Here is a 22,566-nt window from a genome sequence, read left to right on the forward strand (position 1 = left end):
TCAAAACACACGCCCCCCCCCCACCCCCCCACCCCCCCCCCCCCCGCGGCCCGCGGCCCCCCCCCCCCCCCCCGGGCGGGGGGGGGGGCCCCCGGGGCCCCGGGGGCGGGGGCGTCAGTCCGATGCGCCCGCGGCCGTCTTACGGCCGGTCGCGTCCGACGCCGGGACCGCCCGCGCGGCACCCGCCGAACCCGGACCGTCGTCGTCCGTGTTGAGCGAGGCGAGGATGGCGTCGCGCTCGGGGGTGTCCTCCGGCTTGAGGTAGCCGATGGCGATGAAGAGCACGAGCGAGACCGCGAGCGGGACGGCGACCTGGTACTCCAGGTTGACGCCGCCCTCGACCGCGTCGTTGATCGGGTAGTTGACCAGGTAGAAGGCGATCAGGCCCAGGCCCCAGCTGGTGAGCGCCGCCGTCGGCCCGGACTTGCGGAAGGCCCGCAGCATGCCGAGCATCAGCGGGATCGCGATCGGCCCCATCAGACCGGCGACCCATTTGATGACGACGGTGATGATGTCCCCGAAGAAGTCCGAGTTCACCTGGGTGGCGATGCCCATGGACAGGGCGAGGAAGAGCAGTGTGGTGTAGCGGGCGGCGAGCAGCCCGGTGCGGGTGCTCCACTGCCGTACGGACTTGAAGATCGCGGGCATGATGTCGCGCGTCACCACCGCGGCGATCGCGTTGGCGTCCGAGGAGCACATGGCCATGGTGTGGGAGAAGAAGCCGACGATGACCAGCCCCAGCAGACCGTGCGGCAGCAGGTGTTCGGCCATCTCGGCGTACGAGTCGGCGGGTTTGTCCGTCTTGATGATCAGCGGCGCGACCCACATCGGGAAGAACAGCACCAGCGGCCAGACGAACCACAGGACGGCCGACAGCCGGGCCGAGCGCTTGGCGGAGTGGGCGCTGTCGGTGGCCATGTACCGCTGCGCCTGGTTCCACATGCCGCCGTTGTACTCGAAGGTCTTGATGAAGAGATAGGAGAGCAGGAAGATCAGCGTGTACGGGCCGACGGTCGGCTCGGTGTGGCTGTCGGGCAGGTCGTCCCAGACGGTCCAGAGGCTGCTGACGCCGCCCAGTTCGTTGAGCACGGCGATCAGCATCGCGATACCGGCCACGAACTGGATGACGAACTGGCCGAGTTCGGTGAGCGCGTCGGCCCACAGCCCGCCGACGGTGCAGTAGACGGCGGTGACCGCGCCCGTGATCAGGATGCCCTGGTTGAGCGAGACTCCGGTGAAGATGGAGAGCAGGGTGGCGATGGCCGCCCACTTGGCGCCCACGTCGACGATCTTCAGTAACACCCCGGACCAGGCCAGCGCCTGCTGAGTGGGCAGGTTGTAGCGGTTCTTGAGGTATTCGAGGGGCGAGGCGACGCGCAGTTTGCTGCGCACCCGGTTCAGGCGCGGCGCGAAGAGGCTCGAGCCGATCGCGATGCCGATGGCGATGGGGAAGGACCAGGTGACATACGAGGTGATGCCGTATTGGTAGGCGATGGCCGCGTAACCGGTGAACATCACCGCGCTGTAGCCGGACATGTGGTGCGAGATGCCCGAAAGCCACCAGGGCATCTTGCCGCCCGCGGTGAAGAAGTCGCTGACGTTGTCCACACGTTTGTGGGACCAGACGCCGATGCCGACCATGACGCCGAAATAGCAGATGAGCACAGCCCAGTCGAGACTGTTCATGTCCCCTCCCAGGGGTCCGCCTTGTGAACGGGAGCGCACTTCGCCGCGACGTTCTCTGGGGCGATTCCCCCGAGCGGGAGCGGGGTACTTCCGGGATTGAACCGCTTGTCCGGGTGGCCGGTCAAGGGTTCGAGAGGTCACGAATATGAACGCAAGTCAGAAAGAAGAACGACTTTACGTTTTCTTGACCTGACGGGGCGTTGTCGTGCACGCGTTCGCGAATCCATCCTGAGCGGGCACTTCGTCAGACGCACACCCACGCATCGATGGGTCGGACGGGAGCGGGAGCCCGGAGGCCGGACAGGAGTCGCGCTAACGCATCAGTTCACCGGCGTTCACCAGCAGCGACTGTCCGGTGATCGCCCGGGCCCGGTCGGAGGCCAGGAACACCGCGGCCTCCGCCACATCGCCGTCCGTCGCCAGGTCGGGCAGCGCCATCCGGCCCGCGAGCCGCTGTTCGATCTCGGCCTCGGGTACGCCTTCGGTGTGCGCGGCGAACTGGACGTACGCCTGCACCGGCGGCCCCCACATCCAGCCGGGCTGCACGGTGTTGACCCGGATGCGGTGCGGGCCCAGCTCGCGCGCGAGCGAGTACATCGCCGAGGTGAGCGCCCCCTTGGACGCCGCGTACGCGGCCTGCCGCACCTCGCTGGGGGCGGCGACCGACGACTGGGTGCCGATGAGCACCACCGCGCCGCCGTTCCGCTTGAGGGCGGGGAGGCAGGCCCGGGTCATCCGCAGCGTCCCGAACAGGTTGACGTCCACCACGCGCTGCCAGGACGTGAAGTCGGCGTCCTCAAGGCCGCCGAAGTGGCTGTCCAGGGCTGCCACGTTGACGACGGCGTCGATCCGGCCGAAGCGGTCCCGGGCGAGCGCGGCGAGCGCCTCGCACTGGGCCTCGTCCGTGATGTCGGTGGCCCGGTGGGCGGTGCGGGTGCCGCCCGGGTCGATCTCCTTCGCGATCCCGGCCAGCCGCTCCCCGGTGCGCGCCCCGAGGACCACATCGGCGCCCTCGCGCAGGCACGCGGCGGCGACGCGGTGGCCGAGGCCGGGGCCGACACCGGAGACGATAACGGTTCTGCCGCTCAGCATGGGTCCTCCCTGGGGGCTGACGCCGCGTCAGGTTAGGCGCCCCGCCGAGAGAAGGCCATACGCTCGCGGCCACGATGCCGCGCGATACCGCCGCGCTATGTCCGCGCCGGGCTCATGGACTCCTCGGCCGCTGCTCTCGGGCCGTCCTGCGGGACGGCGCCCTGGAGTCCTAGCTCGGACACCAGCCGCAAAGTAGCCGGATGATCACGTGCTCGCCGCTGGGGCGGCCTGCTAGTCATGCTCGCGGAGCATCCGCATGACGGTGGCGGGCGGTCGAGGCGCGGGTGTACCCGAGGCGGACGTGCCCGACCCCGTCATTTCGTGGCAGCTCCGCGAGCAGAGGGCCGTGTCGCCGGTGATCGCCTGCCTGCGATCACCGGCGAAGTCGAGAACGGTACTCGCCCGGGGGCATGCCTCGGGCACGTCGGAAGGCCCGGCTGAAAGCGTGCGGAGAGGCGTAGCCGACCGCGCCGGAGATCGACTCGACCGGCTCGTCGGTGTCGCGGAGCCGGACGGACGCCAGGTCCATGCGCCACTGCGTCACGTACGCGCCGGGCGTCTGTCCGAGCGCGGACCGGAAGTGCCTGGACAGCGTCGTCCGGGAGACCGCCGTCGCGGCCGCCAGGGACTCGGTGGTCCAGGGGTGTTCCGGTCGGGCGTGGACACATACCAGGGCGTCGCGCACGACCGGATCACGCATCGCGCCCAGCCATGAGCCGGACTGCTCCTCCGGGTGGCGGGCCAGCCAGACGCGTACGAACTGGATGAGCAGAAGGTCGACGATGCTGTTGACGGCGGCGGTGGTGCCGATCTGCGGCTGCGCGAGCTCCGCCGTGAGAAGCTCGACGGTCTTTCTGAGCTGTGCGTTCTCCCGGCTCGTGACGTGCATCGGCCGGACGAGGGAGGTGAGCACCGGCGTGCTCACCTCCGGGTCCTGCTCATAGCGCAGGACGAGCACTTCCGTCTGCGCCGGCGTCGAGCCCAGGTGCAGGGCGCTGCCGTCGGTGAGGGCCTGGTTCGTCGCCTTCCGGTCACAGGGACCCATCGTCGTACTGGACCCGCCGGCTATCCCGTGGGCGGTGCCCGGCGACAACAGGACGGCGTCTCCTGCCCGCACCTCCAGGGGTTTCCCGCCCAGGACGTGGAGCCACATCGTGCCACGGGACACCACGTGCAGTGCCGCTCCCGGGGAGGAGTCCAGCCACAGGCCCCAGGTTCCTCCGGCCTTCAGTACGACCCCGAGCGCCCCTCGCGCACCCGATACACGCAAGGCCTCCGCGAGTACGTCCATCGTTCCATTCTCGTCGTCGGGCGTCAGACCACGTCAAGAACGATCTTTCCGTGCACCGTCCGCGCGAACAGTGCCTGGACGGCGTCGTCCACGTCCTGCCAGCCGCCTCGCAGTCCGACCGGTGCCGAGAGCCTCCCGGCGGCCATGAGGCCCAGCAGGTCCGTCAGCTCCCCGCTGGTCGGCGTCATGTCGCCGTAGGTGGCGATGGAGCGGGGTTCGCCGAAACCGAACAAGACTCCTGACGGAAACGTGGTGTCCTGCCCCGAGGAGTAACCGACCACGTGGATGGTGCCGCCCTCGGCGAGGAAACTCCACGCCTGGGCCACCAGCGGCCCACCGACCGTGTCCAGGACGAGGTCGAACCGGCACTCGGTCTCGGCCAGGTCGGTCAGGACCTTGTCGGCCCCGAGTTCGCGGAGCCCGGCGGCCCGGTCCGGCGAACCCACGAGTGCCGTCACCCGGGCGCCCGCCAGCGCCGCCAACTGGACGGCGAAGTGCCCCACGCCCCCGCTGGCGCCGGTGACCAGCACGTCGCGCGCCAGCAGGGAACGCTTGCGCAGCACCCGCAGCGCGGTGACTCCCGCGATCCCCAGCGCGGCACCGTCGGCCAGATCCACGCCCTCGGGGACGGTGCCGAGCGAGGCGGGGCTGACTGCCACCCGCTCCGCCCACGCGTGGGCGGACATCCCCAGCGCGACGCGCGTACCTTCGGGTGGCCCCGAGCCGTCGGATGCGGCGCGCACCACGACGCCGGCCGCGTCGTGGCCGTGCACAGCGCCGGCCGGCCACTGGTGCACGTAATTCAGCTCTCCGAAGTTGAGACCGATATGCCGTATCTCGACCAACGCCTCGTCGCCGGACGGCACGGGCTCATCGACATCGGCGAACCGGACGGGTCCGGCCTCGCCGTGATCGACCACAAGGGCGCGCATGGGTGTGTTTCCTTCTCTGGTGGATGCGCCTGAACACTCGGCGCGGCAGCGGACGGAGTGCGCGAATGCCGCACTGCCGCCTCCTTGAAACCCTACGCAGGACCAGCGCAGCGACCAGTCCCGTGAGAACCGATCAGTTGACGATCTGTATCAGGCGGCTGGTGTCCGGGCTGGGACTCCAGGGCATACCGGGCATGCCGCACCCCTCCCCAGCTGACGCTTTGTCAGCTACACCTGATGGGTATGACGAGCGACGCGAGCGAGGACACCCGTGCCGAGCAGTACGGCGAACTGGCCTCCGTCGGGCCCTACGGGGTGCGCCCGGGGCACGCCCTGATCACCATGGTCGAACCGCATCCCGGCCATGAGTACGCGTACAACCGCTGGTACGAGGACGACCACTTCATCGCGGGCGCGATGGCCATGCCCTGGATCTACGCCGGCCGCCGCTGGGTCGCCACCCGCGATCTCCAGCGTCTGCGCTACCCGGAGAAGTCGGCGGTGGCCCAGCCCGTCACCGCGGGCTGCTACCTCACCGTCTACTGGCTCACCGAGGACCGCTACGCGGAGCACATGCGGTGGACGGTCGGCATCAACAAGCGGCTGAACCGGGACGGCCGGGTGTTCCAGGAGCGCACCCACGTCCTGACGGCCTTCCACGACCGGGAGGCGACCGTCTACCGGGACGGGGCGGCCGGGCCGCGCGACCACCATGCCCTCGACCACCCCTACGCCGGGCTGGTCCTGGAGGTCGTCGAGTGCGGGAGTCCCGAGCGGCGCGGGGAGCTGCTCGACTGGCTCACGGCCCGCCATCTGCCCCGGCGCCTGGCCGGTTCGCCCGCCGCGCTGGTGACCGTCTTCCGCCCGACCCCGCTGCCGTCGGACCGGATGGCGTACGTCAAGCAGGTGGAGGGCGTCGACACCAGGCTGACCCTGCTGTGGTTCCTGCAGTGCGATCCGCGCGAATGCTGGGAGGAATTTCTGACGGGTCTCGACACCGAGGTGGAACGGTCGGGTCTGGGCCGGGTGGAATTCGTCGCGCCGTTCATTCCGACGATTCCCGGTACGGACCAATACGTCGCGGAGCTTCGATGAAGGCAATGGAAACCGAAATGCGACGAGCCCTCTCGGCAGGGACGGCGGCCGGTCGAGAGGGCTCGGTTGCTGAGATGCGAAACTGCGGTTCTACGGAGCCGGACCGCGCTGCCGCGGCCGGTCGAACAGCAGGATCAGCCGAGGTCGAAGGCTCCGCCGTGGACGTCGGCGACAAAGGCCGACCAGGAGGCGGGGGCGAAGCTGAGCGTCGGACCGTGCGGGTCCTTGGAGTCGCGCACGGCGATCTCATCGACGACCGGGGAGGCGACCTCTACGCAAGCGCCGTTTCCTGCGGAGTACGAGGATTTCACCCACGCACTCGTCTTTCCCTGCTGAATGGACACAATTGCTCCGATGCGTCTTGTTGAGGAGATGCACCCCCGTTTGGAGGCGAGGCCGACGTTACTCGTCAACATCGTCAGGAAAGGTGGCCATTCACTCGACCGGATGGCATATTCCACCGTCCCCTTCCGCGGTGGGGTGCGGAGGTGTACCCTCCGCGCCCGCTCCCGACCGGCGTCGTCAGCCCTCCCCGTGCCGACGCGCGTGGTCCTGCGCCACCTCGGTGATGAACTGGCGGCTCTGGTCCACGTTCAGCGCCTGGGCCCGCAGATGCTCGTACATCATGCTGTAGCTCTGCACATCGGTGAGCTTCTCCAGGTAGAGGTCGCTCGTCACACCCTCCAGATAGACGACGCTCGTATCCGACTCGTCCGAGAACTCCAGGATGGTGAACTGCCCGCTCATGCCCGGGTGCGAGCCCATGCCGAACGGCAGCGCCTGCACCGTCACATGGGGCTCGTGGCTCATGCGGACCAGATACTCCAGCTGATCGCTCATGGTCTTGTGGTCGCCGACCACGCGCCGCATCGCCGCCTCGTCCACCACGGCCCACAGCCGCAGCGGGCCCAGCGGATCGGTGATCCGTTCCTGCCGCCGCAGCCGCACCTGCACCCGCTGGGCGATCTGGTCCGGGGCGACCTCGGGCAGCGCCCCGCTGATGACCGCCTCGGCGTACTCCGGGGTCTGCAACAGCCCCGGCATCACCTGTGGTTCGTAGACCCGCAGCGATGCCGCGTCCGTCTCGAAGCCGATGTAGACGCTGTAGGGGACGTCGCCGAAGGCGTTCCACCACCCCTGCTGACGGGACTCCTTCGCCATTTGCATCAGGGAATCGACCAGCGCTTTGTCCTCGACCTTGTAAGTCCGGCAGAGGTCGCGCACATCGCGCTGGCTGATGCTGCGACGGCCGTTCTCCAGTCTGCTGATCTTCGACTGGGAGACCATCAACTCCTCCGCCACCTCCTCCGCCGTCATTCCCTTCTCCTGGCGGAGCCTGCGCAGTTCCTGGCCCAACCGGCGTCGCCGGACAGTGGGGCCGACGTTCGATGTCACAGGACGTGCACCTCCGGCTTCGTACTGCTGATACATGCTGTTCAGCAGCCTGCCACTACCGGACCCGGCCGCGCTGGGAAATGGCCCGACAAAGACCGTACAAAGGGTGATCGCACACATGCGCGGGGCGGCGGGACGGCCGGTCGTCCGGAACGGCCGTCCCACCACCCCGCGCTTCAGCGGCTCCCGGACCGGGTCGGTGAGGACTGCGGTGCGGTCGGTGGAGCGGAATGGTGCTCGGTGGTGCTGTATCGGTTCTGCGGGCTCTGGCGAGCCTGGTTGGTGCCCTGTGTTGCCCTGTAGACGCCCCGTGGTGCCCTGTGGTGCCTCTTCAGTTCGCCGAGTTGCCTCGGGGTGGGGACCCGGCGCTCATGAGTGCCGTACGGCCTCCTGAGGCTCCCTGGGGGCCTCCTGAGGACGGGTCGGCGCGCTCAGCGCGCTCCGACGCGGTCCATGCTCCCGTGGCGGGACGGCTGGGCCGGAACCCCCGCCGCGGGCTCCGCCACGGCGCGTGCTCCCGGCGGTCGGCCTCCGGCCGGTGCGCGCCGTGGCTGCGCCGCGACACCGTTCTGCACGTCCATCACGGCGTGCGCCACCAGACCGCCCATCGGGTCGTGCCTGATCAGGTCCCGGAGCCTGGAGCGCGAGGAGCGCCCCTCGTTCCCGGGATACAAGTGCTTGCCGAGCCCGACCGCATGGGCCAGGGCGGCGAGCGCGGCGGTCCGCGGGTCCGGCGGTACGCCGGTGCGGATCGCACTGTCCAGCCGGGCCCTGATCTCCCGGCTGATCACCGACTCCGTCGCCTGATAGCGCGTCGTCGGCAGTACCCCGCACATCTGGCCCGCCACGGCATGCACCATGCCGCACCGCTCCAGGTGCGTGAGATACGTCTGGCGCAGCCCCAGGCGGGGCCCGCCGATCCAGTGGACAGCCCGAACCGGACTGCCGCGACGGCGCAGCAGTTCCAGTGCGGAGTCCAGAGTTGGATCTCCTGTCGGCCGTGGCATCACCACGGCGATACGATCCCCGTCAGGGGCTATCCGTCCAGCCAGAGCCAGCTCTACTAGCTGTGCCCCGGCAAGACCGAGGTCGAGCGACTGCGGCTGCGCCGTGGTACCCGTGGTCGGGTCCAGGGCGAGCAACAGAAGCTCCTCCGGAATTGTTCTGCGGCTCCTGCCCATCCATGCCTCCCCGCGTGGATGAATGACAGGGTGACCCCTGCCACATTGGTCTGTCGAGAGTGCCTGGTGGATTTGAGTGGGAACCGGTAGGTATGTCTTTCTCGTCTAGCGGGTGAGCGATCACCCTGAGGCGCTCTCCGGCGGTGGCGTTGCGCGTCCGCACGTCGGGCACACAGGACACTGGTTGATGGTTTGTAATGCGGGACGCGGCGCCAGGAGGCGCCCGGCGCCCCGTGTGACGTATCGAGGAGGCATCGGTGGCGGGCGAGTCCCCCGGCAAGTCGGATCAGCAGAAGTCGTCGGGGGAGACGGCTCGGGGAGCACGCGATCCGCGGCTCACGGCCTTCCGTGAGGGGGAGGCCGACGGCGTGCGCTCGGCGGTCGCCGTCGCCGAGGACGCGTCCGAGTCGGCTCCCGAGGAGTCCAGTGCGGCGTCGGCGGAACCGGAATCGGAGCGTCCGGAAGCTGCGGGCGACGACAGTGCGTCTGATGTTCGCGAAAGCGAAGACAGTGAATCGGTTGAAGCGGAAGCCGCGCCCGAGACGGCGTCCGGGGATTCCGAAGCGGACCCGCCGGAAGGCGGCGACTCCCGGCTGCGGGAGGCCGTCGCGGCCTGGGTCGCGTCCGACGAACCGGATGCGGGCGACGGCAAGCCGTCGGATGAGCCGGTCGACCAGGGGACGACGTCGCCCCCTGCGACGGACACGTCCTCCGGTGCCGAGGGCGCCGGGGGCGCCGAGGGCGACGACGCCGAGCAGGCCGCGTCCGGTGTGAAGGGTGACGCGGGCGCGTCCGGCAGCGAGGGTTCGGCGAAGCCGGGCTCGGGCGACGCGGACGCGTCCGGCGACCCGGGTAACGCCGAGGCGTCCGGCAGCCGGGGTTCGGCGGAGTCCCGTCCGGCGAAGGCGGGCTCGGGCGCCGAGGGCGCTTCGGGCGCCAAGGGTGATGACGCCGAGCAGGCCGTGTCCGGCGGCCAGGGCTCGGGGAAGTCTCGTACGGCGAAGGCAGGCTCGGGCGACGAGGGCGTCTCGGGCTCGTCCGGCGCCGAGGGCGACGATGCCGAGAAGGTCGCGTCCGGTGTGAAGGGTGACGTGGGCGTGTCCGGCAGCGGGGGTTCGGCGAAGGCGGGCTCGGGCACGTCGGGCGCCAAGGGCGACGGCGACGACAAGGCCGTGTCCGGCGGCCAGGGCTCGGGGACGTCTCGTACCGCGAGGGCGGGCTCGGACGCCGAGGGCGGCTCGGGCGCGTCCCGCACCAAGGACGGCGACGCCGAGCAGGCCGTGTCCGGCGACGAAGGTTCGGCGAAGACGGGCTCCGGCGACGAGGCCGACGCCGATGGCGGCGACGACAAGACCGTGTCCGGCGGTGAGGGCTCGGGGAAGTCTCGTACGGCGAAGGCGGGCTCCGACGCCGAGTTCGGCGCGGGCGCGTCCCGCACCAAGGGTGACGACGCCGAGCAGGTCGCGTCCGGCGTGAAGAGTGACGCCGACGCGTCCGGCGGCGAGGATTCGGCGGCGTCTCGTACGGCGACGGCGGGCTCCGGCGGCGAGGGTGACGACGACTCCGGCGATGCCGCGTCGGAGCGGTCGGTCGATCAGAAGACCGCGGCGTTCCGCACGCCCAAGTCGGCGGCCGACTCCAAGGGCGCCAAGGCCGACGCGGACGCGTCCGGTGGGCGGCGTCCGGCGTGGGCGGGCTCCGACGACGACGGCGACGACAAGGGCGACAAGGCCGCGTCCGGCGACGAGGACGACAAGCCGTCCGGGCGCCCGTCCATCGATCAGAAGACCGCCGTCTTCCGCGCGCCCAAGGTGGACGACAAGGGCGGCAAGCCCCTCGACCGGCCCACCGCCGCGTTCGGCGTGCTCCCGGAGAAGAAGAAGGGCGTCGACCAGCCGACCACCGCCATCAAGGCGCTCTCCGGCGATGAGGCCAAGAGCGGCAAGAGCGGCAAGAGCGGCAAGGACGGCAAGGGCGCCAAGGACGGCAAGCGCTCCGAGGGCGAGAACGAGCGCACCAGCAAGTTCGTACCGCTGCGCTCCACCGACGCCCCCGCCCCGGCGAAGGCGGCCGCGAAGGCTCCCGCGAAGGCCCCCGAAAAGGCGGCGAAGCCGGACACCGCTCCGGCGAAACCGGCCGACCTGCCGGAGACGGAGCGGACCAGGCAGCAGCCGCTGCCGCCGCAGACGCCGGACGGGAAGCAGCCCGCGCCGCTCGATCTGCTGGCGCAGCTGACGAACAAGCCGCCCAAGCCGGAGACGCCGGTTCGGACGGCGGTGCGGCGGGTCAAGATCTGGACGCCGCTGGCCATCCTGCTCGTGGTGCTCCTGGGGGTCGCCCAGGCGGTGCGGCCGCTGCCGGAGCCCGAGCTGAAGCTGACCGGCGACGAGTCGTACGCGTTCAAGGGCGAGAAGCTGGCCATGCCGTGGTCCGGTGAGGGCCAGTCCGCGGCCGAGGTCCAGGGCGTGGGCAGCCTGGGCACGTCGGGGGCGCAGAAGCCGGTGCCGATCGCCAGTGTCACCAAGGTGATGACGGCCTATGTGGTGCTCAAGAGCCATCCGCTGAAGGCCGGTGCCGAGGGCCCGCGCATCAAGATCGACGCGACGGCGGCCCAGGAGTCGGGGTCCGCCGACGAGTCGCGGGCGTCGGTCAAGGAGGGGCAGAGCTTCACCCAGCACCAGCTGCTCCAACTGCTGCTGATCAATTCCAGCAACAACATCGCCCGGCTGCTGGCCCGCTGGGACGCCGGGTCGCTGGACGCGTTCACCAAGAAGATGAACGACGCGGCCAAGAGCCTGGGCATGAAGAACAGCACCTACACCGACCCCAGTGGGCTCAAGGAGTCGACCAAGTCGACCGCGGCCGATCAGCTCAAGCTGGCGAAGGCGGCGATGGAGTCGGACGCGTTCCGTGAGGTCGTGGCGACGCCCAACACCGAGATCCCCGGTCTCGACGGCAAGATCTACAACAACAACAATCTGCTGGTGAAGCCCGGTGTGATCGGTATCAAGACCGGGTCGTCCACTCCGGCGGGCGGTGCGCTGATGTGGGGCGCGGTGCGGACGATCGAGGGCAAGAAGCAGCGGATTCTCGGGGTCGTGCTGGAGCAGCGCGCGCCCACCACGCTGGACGCCAGCCTCCAGTTGGCGCAGACGGAGAGCTACAAGCTGATCACCGCCGCGCAGGACGCCCTCACTTCGGCGACCGTCATCAAGAAGGGCGACGTCGTCGGCCAGGTGGACGACGGCCTCGGCGGTACGACGCCGGTCGTCGCCACCAAGGACCTGAAGGCGGTCGGCTGGGCGGGGCTGGACGTCGACATCAAGATCGGTGACGGCGGCAAAACCATTCCGCACTCGGCGAAGGCGGGCACCGTCGTCGGCGAGGTGACCGTGGGGACCGGGCCCGGTCAGGTCAAGGCGCCGGTGGCGCTGCAAAACGACTTGTCCGAACCGTCCTTCGGGTCGAAGCTGATCCGTGTTTCCTGACGTCCTCTGACGTCGCCGGGGCGTCTCCGGGTGTCCCCGGGGGCGTCTCCGGGTGTCCCCGGGGGCGTCTCCGGGGCGTCCCAGAGGCGTCCCCGGGACGTCTTCCGACCCGGGCGGGGGCGCCGGCGCGAGAAGCCGCGCCGGTGCCCGTAGCCGCCTGGCGAACCGCCTTGCGTGCTAGCGTCGCATGATGTCCCCCGACCCTGACTCGCCCCGACCAAGGCGAACCGTGGGGAACCGGTACAGGGTTGAAAAGATGAACAGGGGCAGATTTCGGGGGAGACGGGGAGAGCCGCAGTGACCACCGTGGAGCCGACACGGGCCGATAAAAACGGGAACTCGGAAGAGAGCACCGCGGCGCGAATACGCCTGCCCGCGCAGCGCTGGCCCACCGAGCCGGACGAGCGCGCTGAGGCGGCCCGCGGAGGTGAGGCGGTCGGCCGGGCGGGGGTTTTCCGGCGCGGCTGGGCCGCCCTGGGCCGTCCGGTGCCCGCCGCGCTGGCCGCCGCCGCGGTGCTGCACCTGCTGTGGGTGGCGCTGCTCGCGAACAGCGGCGGCGACCTGGCCGCGCAGGACGCCTGGGCGGAGTTCGCGCTTCAGCATCCGGACTCGGCGTACAACCTGGCCTGGTACGGCGGCATGCATCCGGTGTCGTACAGCGTCATCTCGCCGTATCTGATGGCGGTCCTCGGCGTGCGGTCGACCATGGTGATCGCCGGGACGCTCTCCGCCGGGCTGCTCGCCCTGCTGCTGGTGCGCAGCCGCTCGGTGGCGCGGCCGATGTGGCCCGCCCTGTATGGCGCGTTCGCGTTGGTCTGCAACGCGATCTCGGGCCGGGTGACGTTCGGGCTCGGCGCGATGTTCGGCCTCGCCGCGGTGGCGGTGATCTTCGCGTGGCCGGTGCGGTGGCGGTCCCGGCACTGGCACCACCGGACCGGGCGGTTCCTGCTGGCCGCCCTGCTGTCGGCGGTGGCGACCATGGCCAGCCCGGTGGCGGGCCTGTTCGTGGGCATCGTCGCGGCCGCGCTGTGGCTGACCAAGCGGCGCCCGGCCGCGTACGCGCTCGGTGTGACGCCGGTGCTGGTGGTCGCGCTGTCCGCGTGGCTGTTCCCGTTCTCTGGTGAGCAGCCGATGTCCATCGGCTCGGTGGTGCTGCCGCTGACCGCCGGGCTCGCCGGGTGGCTGCTGTCCCCGGTCGAGTGGCGCACGGTGCGGGTCGGCGCGGCGCTGTACTCGCTCGGGGTGGTGCTCACCTGGGTGATCCCGTCCCAGATCGGCACCAACATCTCCCGGCTGGGCATGATCTTCGGCGGTGTGGTGGTGATCGCCGCGCTGACCGGGCGCCCCGCCCGGCCCGCCCGCGCCGAGCTGCGCACCACGCGGGCCGGACAGCGCTGGCTCGCGCTGGTGCTGGCGCTCGCGACGGTCACGGTGTGGCAGATCGCCAAGACCACCGACGACGTCATCCACACCACCCCCTCGGCGTCCTGGGCCCGTGAGCTGGCGCCGCTGGTCGACCGGCTGAAGCGGGTGGATGCCGACCGGGGCCGGGTCGAGGTGGTGCCGGTGCGCAGCCACCGCGAGTCCTCCGCGCTCGCCCCGTACGTCAACCTGGCGCGCGGCTGGAACCGGCAGCGGGACCTGGACCGCAACCCGATCTTCTACGGCGAGAACACCCTCACCCCCGCGACCTACCACGAGTGGCTCAAGCGCTGGGCGGTGCATTTCGTGGTGCTGCCCGCCGACAATCCGGACAAGGGCGCCGAGAAGGAGTCCCGGCTGCTGGAGGACACCAAGCTGCCGTATCTGCAGAAGGTGTGGTCGGACGCCAACTGGAGGCTGTACGAGGTCGAGGACCCGACGCAGCTCGCCGACCCGCCGGCCACCGTGGAGCGGGCGGGCGCAGATCAGCTGGTGCTGAGGGTGAAGAAGCGCGGGCCGGTCCTGATCCGCATCCCGTACTCGCCGTGGCTGGGCCTGGTCGACTCCAAGGGGCGCAGCGTCCACGCGCCGAAGGCCGACCCGGGCGAGGAGCTTCCGGTCAACCGCCAGGGCTGTCTGACCACGCAGGTCGAGGACGCCGTGGACGGCCAGCCGGAGGACGAGTGGACCGTGCTGCACGCCCCGCGCCCCGGCACCTACCGGATAGCGGGCAAGTACCAGCTGCCGCGCGGCACGCCCTGCCCGAAGGAGATGGCCCGTTAACGACGTATGGCCCGGCAACGAGGTGACGACGTGACGACCGGCCGGGCCCCGGCCGGTCACCCGCAGACGGTCGACAGCCAGGTCCGTCCGGGCTCCCGGCGCAGATCCGTACGGACCTTCTCCAGGCTGGTCAGCAGCGCGTCCGGGCCCTTGCCGACGTCGCTGAGGTAGGCCAGGGCGGCGCGCTGGAAGGCCAGCCGCATCCGGATGGGCATGGCGTCGGACGCGTCCAGGCACAGCGAGCCGGAGTCCCCCAGCGCCTCGGCGATCGGCCGGGCCACGCCGTCGTCGCGCTGCACCTCGACCGGGACCTCGCTGTTGGCGAAGAAGGGGCGGGTGCGGCCGCGCGGGGTGCTCTGCGCCCAGGCCGTCTGCGCCCCGGCCGAGGCGAGGTACGCCAGGAGGCGGCGCGACTGCCGGGTCTGGTGGAACATCGCGGCGAAGTCCGCGGACACCTCCCGGGCGGTGGAGCCCCGGTCGGCGCCGGGGATCAGCCCGGTGGAGAAGGCGAACGAGGCACGGGCGCGGTCTTTTGGCGGGTAGCCGCCGCGTATGAACGAGCCCTGGTGCTCCAGCGCGCACGGGGGCCGCGCGGCGAACAGCTTCCGGCCCGCGTCCCGGAAGTCCGTGAGCAGCGCGGTGCGCGCCGCGCCCTTCCCGAACAGGGCGCCCCAGGTCCGCCACGCCTGCCCGATCCGGCGGTCCGTCCACTTCAGGCGGCCGGTCGCCCACGCCCCGTAGACGGCCTTGCCCTGCTGCTGGAGCAGGATGTCCTCGATCCAGTCGGTGCCCGGCCAGCCGGAGGTCGCGTCGCCGCCCATCCCGGCGCACCACTGGCCGTCCCGGGCGGCGAGCGCGGGCAGTTCGCGCCGGTGGTGGCGGCTCTTGTCGTACCAGACGATGCTCTTCAGGTCGGCCTTGACCGCGATGCCGTAGACCGCGCCGTCGCCGCGTGGCGCGGGCTTCCACAGCGGGCCGTAGGCGGCGAGGGTGGCCGGGGGAAGCACCTTCTCCAGGGGCACCAGGGCGTGCGCGTAGGTGGCCAGTTCGCCCGGGCTGGGCAGGACGGCGATGTCGGGCGGGGTACCCGCCTTCACCTCCGAGGACAGCACCTCGCGCAGCGCGGTGGTGCCCTGGTAGTCGACCCGGATGCCGGACTCGTCGGTGAACGACTTGAGCAGCTCGCGGAAGGCCGCGCCCTCGTCGCCGGTCCAGGTGGCCAGCACGCTGACGCTGCCGCGCGACCCCTGCCCGCCGGTGTCGCCCGCGCCGACCGCGGACAGCACCACCAGCCACAGCCCGAGGACGGCCGCGGTCACATGGAAGGAACGGGTCCGGGCGCTCATCGCGGCTGGAACCGGTACTCGTCGATGCGCGGCTGGAGCCCGATGAGGATCAGCGCCGCGAGAACCGCGCCGCCCAGCGGAATCCAGCCGACGGCCCCGGCCCGCCAGTGGGTGCCCCGCAGGTTCGCCGCCACCTCGTCGGCGGTCTCGCGGCCGTTGGAGCCGATGTCCGCGCGGTGCAGGGTGCTCCCCGCCGCGGCCAGCCGGTCCTGGGTCTGGGCGGTGAGGAGGCCCAGCGGTACCACCGCGATCAGCAGCACGGTCGCCGCGGCCAGCCAGGGGTTGACCAGCCTGCGGAAGCGGTGCCGCAGAGAGCGCTGGGTGCGCCACAGCAGCACCGCGAGGGTGCCGAACAGCGCGGGCACCAGCACCCACCAGGCGCACGCCAGCAGCCAGCCGAACGAGGTCTGCCCCCGCAGCACCTGCCGCTGCCCTTCCTGCACGGTGCCCAGCCGGGCCAGGATGCCGTCGTGGTCCCGGGTGAGCATGGCGGTGGCGTAGCTCAGATAGGCGTCGCGAAGATCGTCGTTGCCGCGGTTCACATAGGCCTGCTCGATGATGTCGCTGTAGGAGGAGACCAGCCCGGCGATGGTGAGCAGCGACTGCCGGGCCGCCTTGCCGCCGGTGGTGCTCTTCACGGCCTGGGCCAGGCTCTGGTTGGCCGTGGACAGTTCGTCGCGGTAGTCCTCGCCGAGCCCCTCGACGTCCGCGGTGGGGCCGGTGAGGCTCCCCTCGGCCTTGGAGTTGGAGGTGTGGAGGGCGTCGATCGCGGCGGCCACCTGGAGGATCGCGGGGGTCGACCGCTCGCTGACCGCCGTGGAGTTGCGGCTGACGCCGTAGTACGCGGCGAACAGCGCGGTCGCCGCCGCCGCCGTGACGACGAGCAGTGCGGTCAGCCGCCGGACCAGAAACGCGCGGGTACCTCTCATGAGACGGCCTCCGGGCGCAGCGGGGTGTCGCATTTCTGGCAGTACGCGGCGGTGGCGGGCGCGCTGCGGCGGCAGGACGGGTTGGGGCAGATCCGGTCCGGACCGGCGGGCGCGGTGGGGACGCCGGGAACGCCGGGGACATCGACGCCGGTGAAGCGGACGCTCTCCTCGGTCACGATCATCGCCGAGTTGAGGTCCAGCGGCCGGATCGGCTCCCTGATCCGCACCGCGCCGGTGGCCGCGTCGATGATGTGGACCAGCCCGCGCAGCCGCGCCAGCATCTTGGCGCTGCCCAGCCCGTGCGCGAGCCGGACGGCCCGCCCCCACTGCCGCCGGGCCTCCTCGCGGTCGCCCGCCTCGTACGCGTCGCAGCCCGCGGTGATGGCGTGGCCGAGGTCGGAGTCGGCGCCGTAGTGCGCCAGCCGGGGGTCGACGCGGGAGGACAGCAGTACGTCGTCGCTCCACTGGACGAGCACGGACCGGGCGGGCGGCGGCGGAAGTTCCGTATCGCCGACCGGTACGAGGTCGACGGCGGCCAGTTCGACGTCCTCGCCCACCGGATCGCCCTCGGGGTCGGCGAGGACGCACAGATGGAACTCGCGGGATTCGTCGCCCCAGGCGTCGGTGCGGCACTCCCAGGTGCGCGCGTCGGGCCGGGTGCCCTCGCCGGTGAGGTCGGCGCGGGTGGGGTGGACCTGCTTGACGAAGCCGATCCGGCCGCCCGCCCGGGTACGGACCCGGATGCGCATCCCGGAAAGGGCCTTGGCCATGGATGCGCGCGTCATCTCCTCGAACTCGGCGGCCAGCGCCGAGTCGTCCAGCACCGCGTCGGCGCGGCCGTGCAGCCGGCGCGTGATCTCCTTCAGCTCGGTGGCGTCCCAGCCGTCGCCGATGCCGCGCGCGTCGCAGGTGAAGTGCGGGGCGCAGGTGTCCAGCACCTTGTCCAGATACCCGGCGGCGTCGTGCTCGTTGCGGCCGTCGGTGAGCAGCAGGGTGTGCCGGATCGCGGCGGGGCGGCTGAGGTGGAGCCGCCGGGCGAGGTCCAGCCAGGCGCCGATGGCCGTACCGCCGATGGCGGGCAGCCGGGCCGCGACACGGGCGGCGGCGGCCCGGGTGTCGGGGCCCGCGACGGCCATGCCGCCCGGATACGGATATACGACCTGGGCCTGTTCGGTGCCCTCGATGATCGCGAAGTGGGTGCCGTCGCGCAGGACGCCGACGGCGGTCGCGGTCGCCCGGCGGGCGGCCGCGATCTTCGTCGGGGGCCAGCTCATCGACCCGGAGCAGTCGATGACGATGACCTCGGAGGCGGCGGTGCGGGCCGCGGCCGGGCCGAGCCCCCGGGTCTCGACGCTGATGACGGCGTGCATCTCGGTGCGGCCCGCGGCGGCCGGGAGGTACTTGTTCTGGTGCACGCGCAGCGTGATGGCGGGGCCGTCGCCCCCGGTGTCGCCGTCGCCCCCGGTGTCGCCGTCGCTCTCGGTGTCGGCGGGGCGGTCGCCCTCGGGCTCGTCGTCCCGCCGTGGATGGTCCTGGCTCATATGCTCCCCCTGTCAGACCCTTGTCGGACCGCTGTCGGACCCCCGTCAGACCCCGGTGATGGGCCGGACGGCGTTGGCGCGGTCGACCAGCGCCTCCAGCGCCTCCGGGCTGTCCGCCTGCCGGGCCAGTCGGCGCAGCAGCGCTTCCAGCCACGACCGCACCGAGAGCTCGTCGTCCCCTTCGCCGAACAGCAGCCCGGGGTCCGCCGGTTCGCCCCGGGCCGCCGGACGCGGCATCCGGTCGAGCGCGGCCTCCAGCACCTCCGCGGTGAGCCGGTCCCGGGCCTGCCCTTCGGCGCGTCCGTCGTCCAGGTACAGCCGCGGCAGCCGGGTCAGCACCTCCACCAGGTCCTCATCGGTGGGCCGGTCGTGCGGGTGCTTGCCGAGCCGCCCCGCGAGCACCCGTACGGTCGCGATCCGGGCGGCGTCGTAGTGGCGCGAGACCTTCGGGACCCGGTCGAGAACGGCCGCCGCCCCGTCCCGGTCGCCCGCCGCCAGCCGCAGCCGGGCCAGGCCGAAGGCGGCGCTGCCCTGGGAGCGGTTGCGCTCCCACACCGCCTCGTAGAACCGCCTGGCGGCCTCGTGGTCGCCCAGGTGCTCGGCGCAGTAGCCCAGCGCCAGCTTGGGCGCGTACTCGCCGGGCAGCGCGCTGTACACCTCGTCGAACGCCTGCCGCGCCCGGTCCACCGCGCCGCCCGCGAGCCGCAGCAGGGCGTGGTGCCAGGCGGGCCGCCAGTCGTACGGGGCGTCACTGCCGATGATCTCCTCGGCGGCCGTCAGTTCGGCGCCTGCCCGGTCCAGCGTCCCCAGGTCCAGATAGGCGCGGCAGATACGGAAGCGGATCTCGGCCGACGGGTACGGGAAGGCGCCCAGCTGCTCGATCAGCCGCCGCGGGCTGCTGTCGGTCGGGGTGTTGAGCAGGGCGGCGCCCGGGTCCGCCGCGTCCGGGAACGGCACCGGCAGCCCCGGCGGCACCTGGCGCGGAACGGGCAGCCCGTGCGCGAGGGCGCGGCGCGGATCGCCGTCCAGCCAGTGTTCGAGCCCCGGTATCCGGCCGAGCCCGGCGTCCAGCAGGGCGGCGGTGGGGGCGAACAGTGTGGACGGCGCGGGCTGCTCCTCCCGCAGCCGCAGTGCGTGGATCTCCCGCAGCACGCCCCACAGCTGCTCGGACATCTCGCCCGCCGACCCGAACCGCCGCCGCGGATCGCGGGCGGTGGCGCGGGCCAGCACCCGCCGGTACGACTCGGCGCCCAGCCCCGGCGGCGCCTGGGCGGGCCGCCGCGCCTTGTCGGACAGCGACCGCAGCGTCGCGCCGACGCCGTACAGGTCGTGGCGCTCGGTGAGGGCGCCGCCCCGCAGCGCCTCGGGGGAGGCGAACCCCTCGGTGATGACGGGCGGATCGCCGCCCCGCTGCCCGACCCGGCGGACCGCGCCCAGGTCGATCACCTTGACCCGGCTCTCGTAATGCATCACGTTGCTCGGCTTGAGGTCGCAGTACAGCAGCCGCTCGCCGTGCAGATAGCCGACCGCGCGCAGCACCAGACAGCCGTACGCCAGGATGTACTCGTACAGCCGCGGCCCGTCGTACGGCGGCACCGCGTCCGCGACGCAGTCCCGTATCTGGGCGAGCGTCATACCGCCGACGAACTCCATCACGATGTAGCCGGTGAGCCGGTCGCTGCCGGGCTCTTCGGGCTGGGTGACGTAGTTGATGATGCGGACGATGCCGGGGTGGTCGAGCATCGTCAGATAGCGGCGCTCCTCGACCGCCGCCCGCAGCGCCGCCTCGTCCTCGTTGTTGATCAGCCCCTTGATGGCGACGGGCTGCCGGTCGAGCTGGGTGTCCTCGGCGAGATAGACCCAGCCGAGGCCGCCGTACGCGACGCAGCCGATCACCTTGTACTGGTCGCCCAGCAGATCGCCGGGGCGCAGCCGCGGGGTGAAGTCGAACGGGTGGCGGCAGCGGGGGCAGACCCCCGACGACAGCGCGGGCTCCCCGTTGTAGGGCGCGCCCACGGTCTCCTCGCAGCCGGGGCGGCCGCAGATCTGGCCGCGGGAGGGGGGACGCGGATCGTCGAGCACGAGGTCGGTGAGGGAGGCCAGTTCGACCCGCGGCAGATCCAGCAGCCCGTCCCCGGCGTCCCCCAGCGAGAACCTCCGCGCCGCGTCCCGCCGCCGCACCCGCCTGGTGGCTGTGGTCCCCTCGGACCGGAGACTGGCGGTGGCGGTGTCGGGCCCGGCCGCTGCCGGGGGCGGAGTGGCCGGGGGCGGGGGAGCCGGGGCGGGTCTGCGGCCGCATTCCGGGCAGAAGCCGCGGGCGTTGACGCGGGCTTGGCCGGTGCCGGGGCAGTCGGGGCGGGAGCACGTCGCGGTGGCCGTCATGGAGCGTCCCCCTCCGGGGCGGAGCCCGGCGGTGTGTGCACGGCGCGGACGAAGCGGTCGACGGCGTGCCGCGCGGCCGCCACGTCGCACGGCACCGCGGTCAGTTCGCGGTGGGCGGCGCGCTGGAGCGGGAACAGCTCCCGGCGCTCCGAGGCGGCCTTCGCCCCGAGCAGCGCCGCGTACGCGTTGAGCAGGCCCTTCAGCTCCTCGACCTCGTCGCGCCGGGCGTCGGCCGTGCGCAGCGCCGCCTCCGCCCGCTCCCGTACCGCCCGTACCGCGTGCTCGAACGCGGCGAGCTTGGCGACGATGTGATGGGACCGCAGCTCGGGGTCGCCGCGCAGCCGGGTCAGGTTGATGCGCAGTGCCGGGGCCTGTGCCGGGTCGGACGCGGCGCGGGCGCCGGATGCGGTGGCCTCCCGCTCACGGCCGGTGGCCTCGGCGACCTGGGCGGCCAGTTCGTCCAGCCAGGCGTCGATCCGCTCCGGGGCGGGGCGGAACAGCCGCTCGGCCAGCCGCAGTCCGGGCGCGTGCGGATCGCGGAAGACGAGCATCAGCCGGGCGCCCTGGTCGGCGAGGAGCTTCATGAAGCGGATCAGCGCTTCCGGATCGCTCGCCCGGTCCAGCCCGACGGCCACCACGGTCAGCGGGACGGCGTTGGCCCGGATGCGGCTGAGCGGGGAGGTGTCGCCGGGGGCGCGCAGATCCATCCGGTCGGCGACCCGGCGGGCCACCTCGGTGTCGGTGCGGCCGGTGACGTCGATGGCCAGGTCGACGCTGCCCAGCGGCGGCACGGTGCCGTGCGGTGCGGCGGACACCGCCTCGTCGTCGCCGCCCCCGGACAGCTCGCGGTCGGCGAGGGTCACGGCGCGGCTGAGCGCCTCGTAGCGGCCGCTGTCGTCGTGCGCGATGACGACGGTCTCCACGTCGGCTACGCCTCCGGCCCGCCCGGCCAGGGGCGCGCGGCGCAGCCACAGGGCGAGCCGCTGCGCGAACGGGATGTCCAGCACACCGCCTTCGCCGGAGGTGAGCCGGGAGACGAGCCGGGCGTCGACCACCCGGTCGCCGCCGGTGAAGCGGTGGACGAGCGGGAGGTGGCGCAGGATCGTCTCGACGTGGATCATGTTCGACCGCAGACGGCGCTCGTCGGCGGGGACGCCGGGGGCGTCGTCGTAGCGGTTGACGATCATCCCGATGACATGGCCGGTCTTCACGTCCTCCACCCCGGCGCCGCTGCAGCCGAGGCGCACCACGTCCCCGGGGGAGTCCGGGATCAGCTCCAGCCACTCCGCGCGCGGGCCGACGGCACCGGCGATCTTCGCGTAGAACCAGGTGCCGTCGTCGTTGTGGAGAGGGAAGCCCAGGTTGCGGACCTGGCCCAGCGGCTCGGGCGACAGCCGGTACAGCGGCGCGGCGTGCTCGGCGGGCTGCGGCCGGTCCAGCGTCAGCAGCGCGATGTCACCGCATCCGTCGGAGCGCCGGGGCACCCAGCAGCCCGCGGCGACCCGCGCGGTCACGGGGGCGGCGTCGGGCACCTGCACCAGGTCGACGAGGACCCGTGAGGCGGGCACCGGGCGTCCGTCGTCCGGGATGACATGGGCGCACGTCAGCACGGTGTCGCCGCCCAGAAGGATTCCGGCGCCCAGGATCTCGCCGGTCATGCCGCGGATACGTACCCGCCAACACCCCCCGGCCAAGGACCCCTTGACGGGAATGCCCATCTCCGCCCCCATGCGGCAGAAGGATACGCCCGCGGAGGGCGGAAGTGACCCCTTCGTCCGATGGGTCACGGGATCGGGTGAGCGGACGCGGAACGACCGCGGAGCGGGCCCGGCCGTGCAGTACCGCCGTGCACTCCCGCGCGGTCACCGCGGCCCGGCGCGGGGGCCGTGACGACCCGCTGCGGCCGCGCGCCCCGCCATTCGAGTGATGCGGCGTCACACTTCTTGTGGACGGAGTCATTCCGGTGGATTACTGAAAATGTGCGGTATGGCCTCCGCCGGTAT

The 22,566-nt window shown here is 72.0% G+C and carries 15 protein-coding genes; 3 read left to right on the forward strand and 12 right to left on the reverse strand.

Annotated features, from left to right (window positions below; translation table 11 throughout):
- Window positions 1-114: 114 nt before the first annotated feature.
- The 4 genes from ABZ370_RS30450 to ABZ370_RS30465 form a co-directional block, all read right to left on the reverse strand.
- Window positions 115-1,686: a sodium:solute symporter family protein gene (locus ABZ370_RS30450; RefSeq protein WP_358626960.1), complete on the reverse strand. Its 1,572-nt coding sequence runs from the start codon at window positions 1,684-1,686 to the stop codon at window positions 115-117.
- 312 nt (window positions 1,687-1,998) lie between these two features.
- Complete coding sequence (locus ABZ370_RS30455; RefSeq protein ID WP_358626962.1) at window positions 1,999-2,778, reverse strand: SDR family oxidoreductase; 780 nt, start codon at window positions 2,776-2,778, stop codon at window positions 1,999-2,001.
- A 373-nt stretch (window positions 2,779-3,151) separates the two neighbouring features.
- Window positions 3,152-4,069, reverse strand: coding sequence for an AraC family transcriptional regulator (locus tag ABZ370_RS30460; RefSeq protein ID WP_358626964.1), 918 nt, complete (start codon window positions 4,067-4,069; stop codon window positions 3,152-3,154).
- A gap of 23 nt (window positions 4,070-4,092) precedes the next feature.
- Window positions 4,093-5,001 carry a zinc-binding dehydrogenase gene (locus tag ABZ370_RS30465; protein WP_358626966.1) on the reverse strand — a complete coding sequence of 303 codons (909 nt, stop codon included), beginning with the start codon at window positions 4,999-5,001 and terminating at the stop codon, window positions 4,093-4,095.
- A gap of 237 nt (window positions 5,002-5,238) precedes the next feature.
- On the opposite strand from ABZ370_RS30465, the gene ABZ370_RS30470 reads away from it, so the two are divergent.
- Window positions 5,239-6,096 (forward strand): hypothetical protein, encoded by an 858-nt coding sequence (locus ABZ370_RS30470; protein WP_358626968.1) that lies wholly within the window; start codon window positions 5,239-5,241, stop codon window positions 6,094-6,096.
- A 134-nt stretch (window positions 6,097-6,230) separates the two neighbouring features.
- Here ABZ370_RS30470 and ABZ370_RS30475 read toward each other — a convergent pair whose 3' ends face one another.
- From ABZ370_RS30475 to ABZ370_RS30485, 3 genes are all read right to left on the reverse strand, one after another.
- Window positions 6,231-6,440, reverse strand: a complete 210-nt coding sequence (locus ABZ370_RS30475; RefSeq protein WP_358626970.1) for a DUF397 domain-containing protein — start codon at window positions 6,438-6,440, stop codon at window positions 6,231-6,233.
- Window positions 6,441-6,618: 178 nt separating this feature from the next.
- Entirely contained in the window at window positions 6,619-7,491 is an 873-nt protein-coding gene (locus tag ABZ370_RS30480; protein ID WP_358626972.1) for a helix-turn-helix transcriptional regulator, read from the reverse strand.
- A 431-nt stretch (window positions 7,492-7,922) separates the two neighbouring features.
- The gene (locus ABZ370_RS30485; protein WP_358626974.1) at window positions 7,923-8,672 is read right to left on the reverse strand and encodes a GPP34 family phosphoprotein; all 750 of its coding nucleotides are present in this window, start codon (window positions 8,670-8,672) and stop codon (window positions 7,923-7,925) included.
- A 257-nt stretch (window positions 8,673-8,929) separates the two neighbouring features.
- Here ABZ370_RS30485 and ABZ370_RS30490 point away from each other — a divergent pair, with 257 nt between their 5' ends.
- Together ABZ370_RS30490 and ABZ370_RS30495 are read left to right on the forward strand one after the other, a co-directional pair.
- Entirely contained in the window at window positions 8,930-12,160 is a 3,231-nt protein-coding gene (locus ABZ370_RS30490) for a D-alanyl-D-alanine carboxypeptidase (protein WP_358626976.1), read from the forward strand.
- Window positions 12,161-12,457: 297 nt separating this feature from the next.
- On the forward strand, window positions 12,458-14,365 hold the full coding sequence (locus ABZ370_RS30495) for an MFS transporter (RefSeq protein ID WP_358626978.1): 1,908 nt from the start codon (window positions 12,458-12,460) through the stop codon (window positions 14,363-14,365).
- Between the two features lie 56 nt (window positions 14,366-14,421).
- Here ABZ370_RS30495 and ABZ370_RS30500 read toward each other — a convergent pair whose 3' ends face one another.
- The 5 genes from ABZ370_RS30500 to ABZ370_RS30520 are packed head-to-tail and all read right to left on the reverse strand — an operon-like array spanning window position 14,422 to window position 22,221.
- The gene (locus tag ABZ370_RS30500; RefSeq protein ID WP_358626980.1) at window positions 14,422-15,711 is read right to left on the reverse strand and encodes an ABC transporter substrate-binding protein; all 1,290 of its coding nucleotides are present in this window, start codon (window positions 15,709-15,711) and stop codon (window positions 14,422-14,424) included.
- Window positions 15,708-16,640, reverse strand: a complete 933-nt coding sequence (locus ABZ370_RS30505; protein WP_358626982.1) for a hypothetical protein — start codon at window positions 16,638-16,640, stop codon at window positions 15,708-15,710. Before ABZ370_RS30505 ends, ABZ370_RS30500 begins: the two co-directional genes overlap by 4 nt.
- A complete protein-coding gene (locus ABZ370_RS30510; RefSeq protein ID WP_358626984.1) occupies window positions 16,637-18,181 on the reverse strand; it encodes a vWA domain-containing protein in 1,545 nt (514 codons plus the stop codon). The genes ABZ370_RS30505 and ABZ370_RS30510 overlap by 4 nt, the downstream gene beginning before the upstream one ends.
- Window positions 18,182-18,226: 45 nt before the next feature.
- Complete coding sequence (locus ABZ370_RS30515) at window positions 18,227-20,563, reverse strand: tetratricopeptide repeat protein (RefSeq protein WP_358626986.1); 2,337 nt, start codon at window positions 20,561-20,563, stop codon at window positions 18,227-18,229.
- A complete protein-coding gene (locus ABZ370_RS30520) occupies window positions 20,560-22,221 on the reverse strand; it encodes a serine protease (protein WP_358626988.1) in 1,662 nt (553 codons plus the stop codon). Before ABZ370_RS30520 ends, ABZ370_RS30515 begins: the two co-directional genes overlap by 4 nt.
- Window positions 22,222-22,566 lie beyond the last annotated feature (345 nt).

Origin of the sequence: Streptomyces sp. NPDC005962 (assembly GCF_040629205.1) — a bacterium.
In the GTDB taxonomy this organism is placed as follows: Bacteria; Actinomycetota; Actinomycetes; order Streptomycetales; family Streptomycetaceae; genus Streptomyces.

Bases quoted from the DNA above. Each gene is read 5' to 3' on its own strand.
- ABZ370_RS30510 (WP_358626984.1), bottom strand. From the start codon at position 18,181: ATGAGCCAGGACCATCCACGGCGGGACGACGAGCCCGAGGGCGACCGC.
- ABZ370_RS30500 (WP_358626980.1), bottom strand. From the start codon at position 15,711: ATGAGCGCCCGGACCCGTTCCTTCCATGTGACCGCGGCCGTCCTCGGG.
- ABZ370_RS30450 (WP_358626960.1), bottom strand. From the start codon at position 1,686: ATGAACAGTCTCGACTGGGCTGTGCTCATCTGCTATTTCGGCGTCATG.
- ABZ370_RS30460 (WP_358626964.1), bottom strand. From the start codon at position 4,069: ATGGACGTACTCGCGGAGGCCTTGCGTGTATCGGGTGCGCGAGGGGCG.
- ABZ370_RS30470 (WP_358626968.1), top strand. From the start codon at position 5,239: ATGGGTATGACGAGCGACGCGAGCGAGGACACCCGTGCCGAGCAGTAC.
- ABZ370_RS30515 (WP_358626986.1), bottom strand. From the start codon at position 20,563: ATGACGGCCACCGCGACGTGCTCCCGCCCCGACTGCCCCGGCACCGGC.
- ABZ370_RS30465 (WP_358626966.1), bottom strand. From the start codon at position 5,001: ATGCGCGCCCTTGTGGTCGATCACGGCGAGGCCGGACCCGTCCGGTTC.
- ABZ370_RS30455 (WP_358626962.1), bottom strand. From the start codon at position 2,778: ATGCTGAGCGGCAGAACCGTTATCGTCTCCGGTGTCGGCCCCGGCCTC.
- ABZ370_RS30520 (WP_358626988.1), bottom strand. From the start codon at position 22,221: ATGACCGGCGAGATCCTGGGCGCCGGAATCCTTCTGGGCGGCGACACC.
- ABZ370_RS30505 (WP_358626982.1), bottom strand. From the start codon at position 16,640: ATGAGAGGTACCCGCGCGTTTCTGGTCCGGCGGCTGACCGCACTGCTC.
- ABZ370_RS30485 (WP_358626974.1), bottom strand. From the start codon at position 8,672: ATGGGCAGGAGCCGCAGAACAATTCCGGAGGAGCTTCTGTTGCTCGCC.